This is a genomic window from Bradyrhizobium sp. USDA 223 (assembly GCF_044909005.1).
GTDB lineage: Bacteria > Pseudomonadota > Alphaproteobacteria > Rhizobiales > Xanthobacteraceae > Bradyrhizobium > Bradyrhizobium yuanmingense.
In genome coordinates this window covers 4,059,687-4,072,772 of sequence record NZ_JBIYDR010000001.1, presented here as the reverse complement: position 1 = coordinate 4,072,772, position 13,086 = coordinate 4,059,687, and the positions used below count along the sequence as shown (strand labels likewise).

The window sequence follows — 13,086 nt, the reverse complement described above, 5'->3', positions numbered from 1 at the left end:
CTCCTGATCGCCGGAGACCTCGCGCCTCCGCCGCACACCGAAGTGGCGAGTTGCAGTGCAGCAGGCGTTTACGTGCAGTCCTGCGACGAAGGGGTAGCTCCAGCGCACGCAAAATGACTTCCGTCCCGCCGAGGTTTTTCATACGCTTGCGTCTCGCAAGCCGCATAACGGCTGCGCTCACGGCCCGGCGACAGGGCCGGAGCATCAAAGGGAGGGGAGACGATGAAGCGAAGGTCATTTCTCGCTGGGATCGGGGCAACCACTGCGGCAGCTGCCATCGGCATGCCGTCGATCCTGAGGGCGCAAGCCCCGATCACGCTGAACGGTGCCGTGCAGTTCAATGACGACCATGCCTTCAACCGGGCCCTGCTGCGGTTCGAGGAGCTGGTGAAGAAATATTACGGCAAGCCCGTCAACTTCACCCTGCACAGAAACTCCTCGCTCGGCCTCGAGAAGCAGTATTTCGAGTACATGTCGCAAGGTAAGGCGGTCGATTACGCCATCGTCTCGCCGGCGCATATGTCGACCTTCGCCAAGGCGGCCCCGTTCATCGATGCGCCCTTCGTGTTCAAGGGCATCGAGCACATGAACAAGGTGGTCGAAGCCAACATCCTGGCGCCGGTCGCCGACGAGGTCGCGGCCAAGGCCGAGGTGGTTCTGATCGGCTATGCCGGCGGTGGCATCCGCAACATCTTCGCCAACAAGCCGCTCAAGAACCTCGCCGATCTCAAAGGCCTCAAGGTGCGCGTGCAGGGCGCGCCGATCTGGTCGAAGACCTTCGCGGCCGTCGGCATGAGCCCCACCGTGATCGCCTATAACGAAGTCTACAACGCGATCCAAAACGGAGTGATATCAGCCGGCGAGAACGAAGCGGCCGGCGTCGAGGCGATGAAGTTCTATGAAGTGGCGCCGCATCTCAACTTGACTCAGCACGCCGTGTCGATCCGGCCGATCTGCTTCTCGGTGAAGACGCTGAAGACCCTGCCCAAGGATCTGCAGGACGCGATCATGAAGGCGGGCAAGGAGGCCGGCGATTACGGCCGTCAGCTCGAGTCGAGTGAAGAGGTCGTCAAGCTCGACGCGCTAGAGAAGGCCGGCAAGCTCAAGCGCGTTCCGTTCGAGGAGCGGGATGCCATGAAGAAGCTCGCCGACCCCGTGATGGCCACCTACGCCAAGGAGATCGGCGCGGAGGGCATCTTCGAGAAGATCAACGTCGTCTGAGGCCGCCCCGTCCGCCGACAGCATTTCGGGCAGGCCCCGCTTCCTGCCCGGACTCGGCGGATGAGCGCCGTACGGAGCCCCCATGTCCGAAATGCACGTCCTGTCCACGCCGTCGCTGTGGCGTCGCGTCACCGCAGCCTATGCGAAATTGCTGGAATTCCTGCTCGCCGCCTGCGTCGGCATCCTGGTCATCCCCGTCACGTTGCAAATCGTCTCACGTTACACGCCGTTCATTCCCTCCTACATCTGGACCGAGGAGATGGCACGGTTCCTGTTCGTCTGGACGATCATGATCGGGGCGATGGTCGGCATCCGGGAAGCGCAGCACTTCGAAGTCGACGTCTGGCCCGATCTGTCGCGGCGATCGGAGGCCGCTGTACGGATTCTCGCGCGCCTCGGCGTGCTGGCACTGGCCCTCGTGTTCTTGTGGGCCGGAATCGAATTCACGCGCTTCGCCTGGAACAGAACGTCGGAGCTGGCCGATCTGCCGCTCTGGCTGATCCACGTCGCCTGGCCGGTGGCCGGCGTGACCTGGATCGTGTTTGCGGGCGAACAGATCCTGGACGAAATGCGCATTCTGGTCGGGGCACAGAGATGAGCGGCACTGTACTTTCTGCCGGACAGGCCGCCATGGTGCTGTTCGGGGTCTTCATCGGGCTGCTGATCGTGCGCGTGCCGGTCGCCTTCGCGCTCGGCCTTGCCTGCGTGCCGATCCTTCTGATCGAGCCGCGCCTGTCGTTGATGACGCTCGCGCAGGAGACCTTCAACGCCTACAATTCGTTCATTCTGCTCGCGGTGCCGTTCTTCCTCTTGACGGCGAACCTGATGAGCATCGGTGGCATCACCGACCGCCTCGTGGCGCTGTCGCGCTCGATGGTCGGGCACTGGCCGGGATCGCTGGCGCAGATCAACGTGGTGCTGTCGGTGTTCTTTGCCGGCATCTCGGGCTCCTCGACCGCAGATGCCGCCAGTCAGTCCAAGATCTTCATCGATGCGCAGAACAAGGAGGGCTACGACCTTTCGTTCTCCATTGCCATCACCGCGGTGTCGGCGGTGCTTGCCGTCATCATCCCGCCGTCGATCCTGATGATCGTCTGGGGCGGGCTGATCTCGACCTCGATCGCGGCGATGTATCTGGCCGGCATCGTGCCGGGCCTTTTGATCGCGGGCGCGCAGATGGTGACGGTGCACATCTATGCCGTGCGCCGCGGCTACCCCACCTATCCGAAATCGACCTGGGTCGAGATGGGATCCGCTATCTGGCGATCGATCCCGGCGCTGATGACGCCGTTCATCATCGTCGGCGGCATTCTGCTCGGCTGGTTCACGGCGACCGAGTCCGCCTGCGTCGCCGTGCTTTATTCCGTGGTGCTCTCCGCGTTCTTCTACCGCGAGACGGGCTTGCGGGAATTGTACAAGGCGCTGCTCGACACCGGGCGCCTTGCCGGCGTGGCGCTGTTTTGCGTCGGCACCGCAAGTGCATTCGGGTGGCTGCTGGCCTACTACAAGATCCCGCAGGAGCTTTTGGCGAATGTCTCGACCTGGGGCATGGGCACGGTCACGGCGGGCTTCTTCATCGCCTTCTGCTTTCTGGTTGTGGGCTGCTTCCTCGACGCGATCCCGGCGATCGTCATTGTCGGCACCGTGCTGGAGCCGCTCGCCAGGTCGGTCGATCTCCATCCAGTCCAGTTCGCGATCATCTCCATCGTGTCGCTGGCCTTCGGACTGGTGACGCCACCCTACGGCCTCTGTCTAATGATCGCCTGTTCGATCGCGGGCGTGCGGCTGCGCTATGCCCTGAAGGACACGGTGATCATGCTGATCCCGATGCTGCTCGTGCTGGCGGCGGTGATCATTTGGCCCAGCGTGTCGTTGTTCCTGCCGCGCCTGCTTGTGCCGGAAATGCTGAAATGAGCGTTTGATCGTGCGATCCCGCGGTCGTGGACCGCGGGACCGTTCCGGTGGGCTACAGATTGCTTTCAGTGATCGCGGCGTAGACCATGCTGCGCAGCTCGCGGCGGATCGGATAGGCGCTCGACGGCAGCACCTGGGTCATGAAGATCGCGATCAGGTCCTCTGCCGGATCGATCCAGAACGAGGTCGTGGCGGCGCCGCCCCAATTGTATTCGCCGGGGCTGCCGGCGATCAACGTCTCGGCCGGGCGCATGGTGACGGCGAAGCCGAGACCGAAGCCGATGCCGTTATAGGTCGCTTCCGAGAACAGCGAGCGCGAGACTTCCGGCAGCGCTCGGCCGCCCGGAATGTGGTTGGTCGTCATCAGGGCCAGCGTCTTCGGGCCGATCAGCCTGACGCCGCCGAGCTCGCCGCCATTGAGCAGCGTGCGGCAGAAGGTGAGATAGTCGGCGACCGTCGAGCACAGGCCTCCGCCGCCGGAGATGAACGAGGGGGGCGACAGGAACGAGCTCGTTGCCGGGTCGTCCTGCAGCGTCAGGCCTTCGCGTCGCTGGCCGGCATGGAAGGTCATGCCGCCGCCGGGATCGGCGGAATAGCAGGCTGCGAAGCGATGTGCCTTCGAGGCCGGCACGTGGAAGTCGGTGTCGATCATGCCGAGCGGATCGAGGATGCGCTGTTTCAAGAACTGCTCGAACGGCACGCCGGAGATCTTGCCGACGAGATAGCCGATCACGTCGGTCGCAACGGAGTAATTCCAGGACTCGCCCGGCGAAAACTCCAGCGGGATCTTGGCCAGGCCTTCGATCATGGTTTGGAGTGTGCCTGACTTCTCGACCTCGCCGATCTTTTCAGTTCGATAGGCGGCATCGACGTTGGAGCGTTGCTGGAAGCCATAGGTGAGCCCAGACGTGTGGCGCAAGAGGTCGACGATCAGCATCGGCCGGGACGGCGGCCGGGTCAGGAACGCCGGGTAGGTGCCGGCGACGAACACGCCGAGGTCCTTCCACTCCGGAATGTATTTGGCGACGGGCTCGTCGATGGCGACGAGGCCTTCCTCGACCAGCATCATGAAGGCGACGCTGGTGAGCGGCTTGGTCATGGAATAGATGCGATAGATCGTGTCGTCCTTCACCGGCACCTTGCGCTCGACATCGGCAAAGCCCTGCACTGAGCTGTGCGCGACCTTGCCGCGGCGGTAGACCAGAAGATGCGTGCCCGGAAAACGGCCGGCATCGATGTACCGGCGCTTGAGATGTGCATCGACGCGGTCGAGCGCGGCCTTGGACATGCCGACGGATTCGGGCGAGGCGGGGGTGGGGGCGAGCATCGGTTCCTCCGGGCGTTTTGTCGTTGATACCGAAATGGCGGCCGCATTCCAAGTCGGTTGCGCTTAACGGGGCCGGGCCGGCTGGTGTAGACTCGGCCTCGGAACGCAAGGAGCCCGCCAGGGCCAACGAGAAGAACGCGAGGGCAAACGCACCATGACTCAGTTCACCGAGACCGAACTCACCGAAGCCGTCGTCAGGAGCTTCGACCACACGCCCGATACGCGCGCGAAATTCCTGCTGCAGGAATTGGTGAGGTCGCTGCACGATTACGTGAGCAAGACCGGTCTCACCTTCGAGGAATGGGAATATGCCATCGATTTCCTGACCCGGACCGGGCAGAAATGCACCGACACCCGCCAGGAATTCATCCTCTTGTCCGACGTGCTCGGCGTCTCCATGCTGGTCGACGCCGTCAATCACAGGGATCGCGACGGTGCCACTGAGACCACGGTGCTCGGCCCGTTCTACGTCGGCGAGCACAAGGTGACTGCGCACGGCACCGACATCTCGCCGAACAACCAGACCGGCGAGCGGATGTTCGTGCAGAGCCGCGTCACCGATCTCGAGGGCAAGCCGCTCGCCGGCGTTCCCGTCGACGTCTGGCACGCCGATGACGACGGCTTCTACGATTCCCAGAAGCCGAACTACGATGAGGTCGGCGCCTCGGCGCGGGCGCGCTTCATCACCGATGACGATGGCCGCTTCTTCTTCCGCACCATCCTGCCGTGCAGCTACCCGATCCCGACCGATGGTCCGGTCGGCGAGATGATCGTGCAGACCGGCCGCCACCCGATGCGCCCGGCACATGTGCACTTCCTGGTCAACGCCAAGGGCTATGAGCCGCTGATCACGCACGTCTTCATGGACGGTGACAAATATCTCGATTCCGACGTGGTGTTCGGCGTGAAGGACGATCTCGTCGCCAAGGTCGAGCCGCGCAATGATCCCACAATGCCCGACGGAACCAAGGCGAACGGGCAGTGGCATTTGATGACTTACGAATTCCACCTCAAGCCCGGCGGCGGCATGGCGCCGAAGCCGCTCGGGGTGAAGGCGACCGAGCCGGCGTGAGGATGCGAAATCTCAGTCATCCCCCGATATAGGCTGCCAACTCGTCGGGCGTACCCTTTGGAAAGGCGTCTTTCAGATAATCGAGGAAAGCGGAGACGCGCGCACTGAGCAATCGCCGCGAGGGATAGAGCGTCCATAGGGCGATGTCGGCTCCCTCGACGTCGCCCCAGCGTATGAGCGTGCCGGCGGCAAGATCGTGGCTGACGAGCGACAGCGGCAGCCTTGCGGCACCGATACCGGCTCTCACGGCATCGCGAACCATCATCAGGGATGACAGTCGAAGCACAGGATCGATCGCGATGCGCGATGGGCCGCTTGGCCGTCTGATGTCCCAAATCGCAGCTTTGTCATCGCCGCGCACGATGGCCGGAACGGCGAGGTTTCGTCTCGGGCGCTTCAGAGCGGGGCTGGCGACGACCAGCATTCGGTCGCGCAAGAAGATGCGGCCGACCAGGCCTTCATCCGGATCGGGATTGACCCGGATCACGAGATCAAAGCCTTCCTCGATCATGTCGACGTAGCGGTCATCGGTCGTAACTTCGAGCCGGACTTGCGGATGCCGAAGGGCAAAGCCGGCCGCGAGACGGCCCATCGCGGTTTGCGAGAAGAGCAGGGGTGCGCTGATCCGCAACCTGCCCTTTGGCTTGTCCCCGCCCGAGGCGATCGCGGCCGCTGTCTCGTCGAGCTCGGTGAGGAGTGCGCCCGTCCGCTCATAGAGCGCGCGCCCTTCCTGGGTGAGCTTGAGCGTGCGCCCGCCGCGCTCGAACAGACGCAGATCAAGACTGCTCTCCAGTTCAGACACACGTCGAGACAAGGTCGCTTTCGGACGTCCCGCTGCCCGCGCGGCCTTTCCGAACCCTCCGTGACGGGCGACGAGATTGAAATCGGCAAGCGCAAGCAAATCCATCTGTTCCACCAATGAGACGGTCTGTCCAAATATAACGTCTATCGGCTCGCATGTGGATCATTAGTTTCCGGGTGTCTTCCAAAACCCAACCGGAGTGATCCCATGACCATCCTCGTTACCGGCGCCACCGGCACCATCGGCCGCAACGTCGTTGAGCAACTCGTCAAGCGCGGCGCCGATGTGCGCGCACTCGTCCGAAATCCCGAGAAGGCCAACCTTCCGGCAGGTGTCGCGGTCGCCCAAGCCGACTTGCTGGACGTCGATTCCGTGCGCGCTGCGTTTTCGGGCGTCTCGACGCTGTTCCTGCTCAACGCCGTGGTGCCCGACGAATTCACTCAGGCGCTGACTGCGCTCAACCTTGCCCGCGAAGCCGGCATCGAGCGGTTCGTCTATCTGTCGGTCATTCACAGCGACCTCTACGTGAATGTGCCGCACTTCGCCGGCAAGTTCGGGGTCGAGCGCATGATCGAGCAGATGGGCTTCAAGGCGACCATCCTGCGGCCCGCCTATTTCATGAACAACGAGCTCATGATCAAGGATGCCGTGACCGGATATGGCGTCTACCCGATGCCGATCGGCAGCAAGGGCCTTGCGATGATCGACGCGCGCGACATCGGCGAGATCGCTGCGATCGAACTGATCCGCCGCGAGACATCCGCAGCGCCGCTTCCGCTCGAACGCATCAATCTTGTTGGCCCTGAGACACTCACGGGCGCGAAGGCCGCCGCGATCTGGTCGGAGGTGCTCGGCCGCGCGATCGCCTACGGCGGAGACGACACCGCGGGGTTCGAGAAGAACCTCAGGCAGTTCATGCCGCCCTGGATGGCTTTCGACATGCGGGTGATGGGCGAGCGCTTCCTCACCGAGGGAATGATCCCTGAGCCCGGCGACGTCGAGCGTCTGACCGGCATGCTGGGCCGTCCCTTGCGCTCCTATCGCGACTTCGTCGCCGAGATCGCGGCCCCCGTTTGAGGCTTGCCAGAGCAGAAGCGCAGGCGGGCTGGCTGCGCCGCTCGCTATTGATCATGTGGCGAGCGGCAATCTCGATCAGCGCGCATGCAGCAAGGCCAGCAGCACGACGACGGCGCAGGCGAGCGCCGCCGTTGTCAGCTTCCAGAACATCAGCGGGCTGCGCTCCAGGAGCGGTGTGATGCGCGTGTCGAGATAGGCCGGGTTGGGCGTGCGAAGCTCGAAGATGAATTCCGAGAGATCCTCGTGCCGCTTGTAGGGATCGGGATGGAGCGCGCGCCGGAGCGCGCCGTCGACCCAGGCGGGGACGTTGCGGTCATCGTCGGCGGCGCGATATTTAAGCTTTCGCACATCCGCCTTGCGCCGGATTTTGGCGATTTGGGTGCCGTAGGGCAGCTTTCCCGTCAGCATCTGGTAGCAGATCACGGCCAGCGAAAACATGTCGGAGCGCGGCGAGCCGCCTTGCCCCAGGAAATACTCCGGCGCCGTGTACTGGACGGTGCCCAGGATTTCGTCGGCCTCCCCTGGCGGCGCCGCCTCGGCCACGCCGGCGACCCTGACCGATCCGAAGTCGATGATCTTGGCGGTGCCGGTCTTGTCGATCAGGATGTTGTCGGGCCTGAGGTCTTGATGCAGCATCTCCATGCGATGGAAGGCGCGCAGGCCCGCGGCGATCTGCTCGATGAGGCCGCGCACGGTTTCGAGATCGGGCCGCGGATTGTCGGTCATCCACTGCTTCAAGGTCTGCCCCTCGACGAACTCGGTCGCGACGTAGAGATAGCCGCGTCTCCGCGACTGCGACAGCGGTTTGAGCACATGCGGGCTGTCGATCCGGCGCGCGATCCACTCCTCCATCAGGAAGCGCTTGAGATAGGCGGCGTTGTCGCGTAGGTCGACCGACGGCAGCTTGAGCGCGACCGGCTGCTCGGTCTCGGTGTCGACGGCGAGGTAGATATGGCTGCGGCTGCTGCCGTGGATCTCGCGGACGATCCGGTAGCCGTCGAAGATCGCCCGCGGCTCCGGCAGCGCCGGCAGCGGCAATTCCGAGCTCTGATTGAAGATGCCGGCCGGATCGCGCTGCGGCACCGCATCGATCCGCAGGATCTGCACGGTGATGTTGTCGTCGCTGCCGCGGCGATAGGCTTCCTCCACGATCGCCTTCGCCGCCCCGTCCAGCTCGGCTGCATGCTCGCTTAGCGCGCTCGTGATGAAACGGGAGTCGACGAATTCATAGGCGCCATCGGTCGCCAGCAGGAAGGTGTCGCCGGCCTCGATTTCGATCGCCTGATAGTCGATCTCGAGCTGCGGATTAATGCCGAGCGCGCGGCCGAGATAGGTCTGCTCGGACGAGACGATGATGCGGTGATCGTCGGTCAGTTGCTCCAGCGCCTTGCCGGCGACGCGATAGACGCGGCAATCGCCGACATGGAAGATGTGCGCGGTGGTTGCCTTGATGACCATGGCGCTGAGGGTGCAGACATAACCCTTGTCGCGGTCATAGGCATATTGGCTCTTGCGCGTCTGCGCATGCAGCCAGGAATTGGTCGCCTCCAGCACGCGGCGGGCGGAGGTCTTCACCGTCCACGATTCCGACGTGCAGTAATAATCCATCAGGAAGCTCTTGACCGCCGACTCGCTGGCGATCTGGCTTACCGTGCTCGAGGAAATTCCGTCGGCGAGAACCGCCGCGATGCCCTTCAGGCTGAGCAGCGGCTCTTCCGGAATCAGGACGCCGTGAAAGTCCTGGTTGATGGGCTTGCGGCCCTTGTCGGAATGCTGGCCGACTGAAATCAGGAGTCCGCGGGTCATCGCCATCCCCGGCAAGGAGGAGCCTCACCCTGATCGGGCGAGGCTCCCCTGTCGAGACGTTTTCGATCAGGCCGCAACGCGGGGCTTCACGGCCTTCTCCGCCTGACGCTTCGGCAGGGTCATGACGTGCGTGGCATAGAGGGTCATGCCGGTGAAGGCGAGGCCGCCGACGAGGTTGCCGAGCACGGTCGGGATCTCGTTCCAGATCAGATAGTCCATGATCGAGAACTTGGCGCCGAGCAGCAGGCCCGACGGGAACAGGAACATGTTCACGACGGAATGCTCGAACACCATGTAGAAGAACACCAGGATCGGCATCCACATCGCGATCACCTTGCCGGGCACGGAGGTCGAGATCATGGCGCCGACGACGCCGGTCGAGACCATCCAGTTGCAGAGCATGCCGCGCAAGAACAGCGTCGCCATGCCGGCCGCGCCGTGCGCGGCATAGCCAAGGGTTCGGCCCTCGCCAATATTGCCGATGGCGGCGCCGACCTTGTCGGGCGCCTGCGTGAAGCCGAAGGTCGTGACGAAGGCCATCATGAAGGCGACGGTGAAGGCGCCGGCGAAATTGCCGACGAAGACGAGACCCCAATTGCGCAGCACGCCGTTGAGCGTGACGCCCGGGCGCTTGTCGATCAGCGCGAGCGGCGAGAGCACGAACACGCCGGTCAGGAGGTCGAAGCCCAGGAGATAGAGCATGACGAAGCCGACCGGGAACAAGAGCGCGCCGACCAGCGGCTGGCCGGTGTTCACGGTGATCGTGACGGCAAACCAGGCTGCGAGGGCCAGGATCGCGCCGGCCATATAGGCGCGGATGATGGTATCCCGGGTGGACATGAAGATCTTGGACTCGCCCGCATCCACCATCTTGGTGACGAATTCCGAAGGCGCGAGATACGACATCAATGGTTCCTTTTGCTCGTAAGTGAGATCGACACGCCCCGACGAGGGCGCGGCTGAACGTCATCGGCCGTGCGGGCAGCCTGCCGCGCACGAGGGCTATGGAAAGTCTGGAAGCCTTGGGAATCGCGTCACGAGGACTCTGAAGCCGGAGACCGCGAAGCAGGTGAGCTTCCGGGATGCAGCCGCCAGAGGCTGCATCAATGCGGCCAAGCCGCAGTCGTCGTTGACGCAACCTCAGAAGCAATTTGTGTGCCGTGGTGCGTCGATCGAAAAAGCGAGCAAATTCAGCTGGATGTCAGCTGCAGGGGGATGATTGGCAAAACTGCGCCGCCTCTTGCTTGAGCGGCTGCACAACTTTTGTGCGGCGCACAAGGATTGAGCAGATCGCAAACTTCGCGTGCGGAACAGGGCTGCGTTGGTCAGACGCGAAATTACCAAGCATCTGATTATCCATCATTTTTGACGGTGGCAGGCTTGGCATGAAGCTTGAATAGTTCCAGGCCGACGCCATTGAAGCCGTCCCGCGAGACTTCTCATCCGAATTGCTGACGCACCCAAACGGGGTCTCCCCGTCGCGCGTTCGCATGCGCCTTTTTCTGGCGTCACGGACGGACGGGCTGCTCGTGCGCACTGACGCAATCATTCCGCAACGACGCAAAAGGACGACACGACCTATGACCAAGCGCATTCGCCGGCCCTCCGAGACTGGCCTCAGCCGCCGTCAATTGTTGAAAGCCACCGGCTCGACCGCCGCACTGCTCGCCGCCGCCAAGCTGAATTTCCCCGCCGGCGCCTTCGCGCAGGACGGAGGCCCCGAGGTCAAGGGCGCCAAGCTCGGCTTCATTGCGCTCTCCGACGCCGGCCCGCTGTTCGTCGCCAAGGACAAGGGCCTCTTCGCAAAGCACGGGGTGCCCGACACCGACGTGCAGAAGCAGGCATCCTGGGGCACCACGCGCGACAACCTCGTGCTCGGCTCCGAAGGCAACGGCATCGACGGCGCGCACATCCTCACCCCGATGCCGTACCTGATCTCGGCCGGCAAGGTGACGCAGAACAACCAGCCGACGCCGATGTACATCCTGGCGCGGCTCAATCTCGATGCGCAGTGCATCTCGGTCGCCAAGGAATATGCCGACCTCAAGGTTGGCGCGGACGCCTCGGTGCTCAAGGCCGCATTCGAGAAGAAGAAGGCCGAAGGCAAGTCGGCCAAGGTCGCGATGACCTTCCCGGGCGGCACGCATGACCTCTGGATCCGCTACTGGCTCGCCGCCGGCGGCATCGACCCCGACAAGGACGTCGAGACCATCACCGTGCCGCCGCCCCAGATGGTGGCGAACATGAAGGTCGGCACCATGGACGCCTTCTGCGTCGGCGAGCCCTGGCCCGGGCAGTTGGTCCACCAGAAGATCGGCTATACCGCCGTCAACACCGGCGAGATCTGGAGCAAGCATCCCGAAAAGTCGTTCGGCATGCGAGCGGCCTGGGTCGACAAGAACCCCAAGGCTGCAAAGGCGATCCTGATGGCCGTGATGGAGGCCCAGCAATGGGCCGACAAAATGGAGAACAAGGAAGAGCTCGCCACCATCATGGCGAAGCGCCAGTGGATCAACTGCCCGGTCGAGGACATCGCCGACCGTGCCAAGGGCAAGTTCGACTACGGCATTCCCGGCAAGGTGGTCGAGAACTCGCCGCACATCATGAAGTACTGGCGCGATCATGCCTCCTATCCGTTCCGGAGTCACGATCTCTGGTTCATGACCGAGGACATCCGCTGGGGCAAATACGAGGCCGGCTTCGACAGCAAGGCGCTTATCGCCAAGGTCAACCGCGAGGACCTCTGGAAGGATGCGGCCAAGACCCTGGGCGTAGCCGCCGCCGACATTCCGGCCTCCACCTGGCGCGGCAAGGAGACCTTCTTCGACGGCAAGGTGTTCGATCCGGAAAATCCGGCCGCCTATCTGAAGTCGCTCGCGATCAAGCGCGTCGAAGTCTGATGGAGCCCTGCGGCCGCCTTTAGGGGGCGGCCGCATCGTCCTTGCCACGCCGGAGAGAGATAGCGATGAACATGACCGCCACCAAGATCGAGGTTGAGACTGCGACGCCTGCCGCAACGATTGCGCCGGTCGTCGCGCTGACGCCCAAGCGTCCCCCGCGCGCTGAAACTTACGCACGCATGGCGCGCGAGACAGCCGTGCGCGTGATCCCGCCGCTGGTCGTGATCGCGCTGCTGACGCTGGTGTGGGAGCTGGTCTGCAGGAGAGCCGGTTCGGCGCTGCCGCCGCCCTCAAAAGTATTTGCGGATACCAAGGAGCTGATCTTCGATCCGTTCTTCGATCATGGCGGCATCGACAAAGGCCTGTTCTGGCACCTGTCCGCCAGTCTCCAGCGCGTCGCCTTCGGCTACTCGCTCTCGGCGATCGCCGGCATCGCGCTCGGCGTGCTGGTCGGACAGTCGGTCTGGGCGATGCGCGGGCTCGATCCGCTGTTCCAGGTGCTGCGCACGATTCCGCCGCTGGCCTGGCTGCCGCTCTCGCTCGCGGCCTTCCGCGACGGCCAGCCTAGCGCGATCTTCGTCATCTTCATCACGTCGATCTGGCCGATCATCATCAACACCGCGGTCGGCATCCGCAACATCCCGCAGGACTATCGCAACGTCGCCGCGGTGGTGCAGCTCAATCCGCTGGAATTCTTCGCAAAGATCATGATCCCGGCGGCGGCGCCCTACATCTTCACGGGCCTGCGCATCGGCATCGGCCTGTCCTGGCTCGCGATCGTCGCCGCCGAAATGCTGATCGGCGGCGTCGGCATCGGCTTCTTCATCTGGGACGCCTGGAACTCCTCGCATATCAGCGAGATCGTCCTGGCGCTGTTCTATGTCGGCATCGTCGGCTTCGTGCTGGACCGCCTGATCGCGGGGCTCGGCAAGATCGTCACCCGCGGCACCGCGCAGAACTGAGAGGA

Annotated in this window: 11 protein-coding genes; 7 read left to right on the top strand and 4 right to left on the bottom strand. The window is 63.6% G+C overall.

All coding sequences use genetic code 11. The features are described 5' to 3' along the window. Window positions 1–222 precede the first annotated feature (222 nt). The 3 genes from ABIA40_RS18760 (at window position 223) to ABIA40_RS18750 (ending at window position 3,135) form a co-directional block, all read left to right on the top strand. Window positions 223–1,221 (top strand): TRAP transporter substrate-binding protein, encoded by a 999-nt coding sequence (locus ABIA40_RS18760; protein ID WP_271545484.1) that lies wholly within the window; start codon window positions 223–225, stop codon window positions 1,219–1,221. Between the two features lie 82 nt (window positions 1,222–1,303). Beyond that, complete coding sequence (locus ABIA40_RS18755; protein ID WP_271545482.1) at window positions 1,304–1,819, top strand: TRAP transporter small permease; 516 nt, start codon at window positions 1,304–1,306, stop codon at window positions 1,817–1,819. After that, complete coding sequence (locus ABIA40_RS18750) at window positions 1,816–3,135, top strand: TRAP transporter large permease (RefSeq protein ID WP_271545480.1); 1,320 nt, start codon at window positions 1,816–1,818, stop codon at window positions 3,133–3,135. The genes ABIA40_RS18755 and ABIA40_RS18750 overlap by 4 nt, the downstream gene beginning before the upstream one ends. A 52-nt stretch (window positions 3,136–3,187) precedes the next feature. Here ABIA40_RS18750 and ABIA40_RS18745 read toward each other — a convergent pair whose 3' ends face one another. Continuing rightward, a complete protein-coding gene (locus ABIA40_RS18745; RefSeq protein WP_271545478.1) occupies window positions 3,188–4,462 on the bottom strand; it encodes a serine hydrolase in 1,275 nt (424 codons plus the stop codon). Window positions 4,463–4,616: 154 nt separating this feature from the next. Between ABIA40_RS18745 and ABIA40_RS18740 the strand changes: the two genes are divergently transcribed. After that, on the top strand, window positions 4,617–5,534 hold the full coding sequence (locus ABIA40_RS18740) for an intradiol ring-cleavage dioxygenase (protein ID WP_404542722.1): 918 nt from the start codon (window positions 4,617–4,619) through the stop codon (window positions 5,532–5,534). A 16-nt stretch (window positions 5,535–5,550) separates the two neighbouring features. Here the strand turns inward: ABIA40_RS18740 and ABIA40_RS18735 are convergent, their stop codons facing one another. Beyond that, window positions 5,551–6,441, bottom strand: coding sequence for a LysR family transcriptional regulator (locus tag ABIA40_RS18735; protein WP_404542720.1), 891 nt, complete (start codon window positions 6,439–6,441; stop codon window positions 5,551–5,553). Between the two features lie 102 nt (window positions 6,442–6,543). Here ABIA40_RS18735 and ABIA40_RS18730 point away from each other — a divergent pair, with 102 nt between their 5' ends. Further along, a complete protein-coding gene (locus ABIA40_RS18730) occupies window positions 6,544–7,413 on the top strand; it encodes an SDR family oxidoreductase (protein ID WP_275496698.1) in 870 nt (289 codons plus the stop codon). 75 nt (window positions 7,414–7,488) lie between these two features. Here the strand turns inward: ABIA40_RS18730 and ABIA40_RS18725 are convergent, their stop codons facing one another. Together ABIA40_RS18725 and ABIA40_RS18720 are read right to left on the bottom strand one after the other, a co-directional pair. Further along, the gene (locus tag ABIA40_RS18725; RefSeq protein ID WP_271545470.1) at window positions 7,489–9,225 is read right to left on the bottom strand and encodes a bifunctional protein-serine/threonine kinase/phosphatase; all 1,737 of its coding nucleotides are present in this window, start codon (window positions 9,223–9,225) and stop codon (window positions 7,489–7,491) included. Between the two features lie 60 nt (window positions 9,226–9,285). Further along, window positions 9,286–10,125 (bottom strand): formate/nitrite transporter family protein, encoded by an 840-nt coding sequence (locus ABIA40_RS18720; RefSeq protein WP_271545468.1) that lies wholly within the window; start codon window positions 10,123–10,125, stop codon window positions 9,286–9,288. A 674-nt stretch (window positions 10,126–10,799) separates the two neighbouring features. On the opposite strand from ABIA40_RS18720, the gene ABIA40_RS18715 reads away from it, so the two are divergent. Next, a complete protein-coding gene (locus ABIA40_RS18715) occupies window positions 10,800–12,119 on the top strand; it encodes a CmpA/NrtA family ABC transporter substrate-binding protein (protein ID WP_404542717.1) in 1,320 nt (439 codons plus the stop codon). 65 nt (window positions 12,120–12,184) lie between these two features. Further along, window positions 12,185–13,081, top strand: a complete 897-nt coding sequence (ntrB, locus tag ABIA40_RS18710; RefSeq protein ID WP_157281026.1) for a nitrate ABC transporter permease — start codon at window positions 12,185–12,187, stop codon at window positions 13,079–13,081. The last annotated feature ends 5 nt before the right edge of the window (window positions 13,082–13,086 follow it).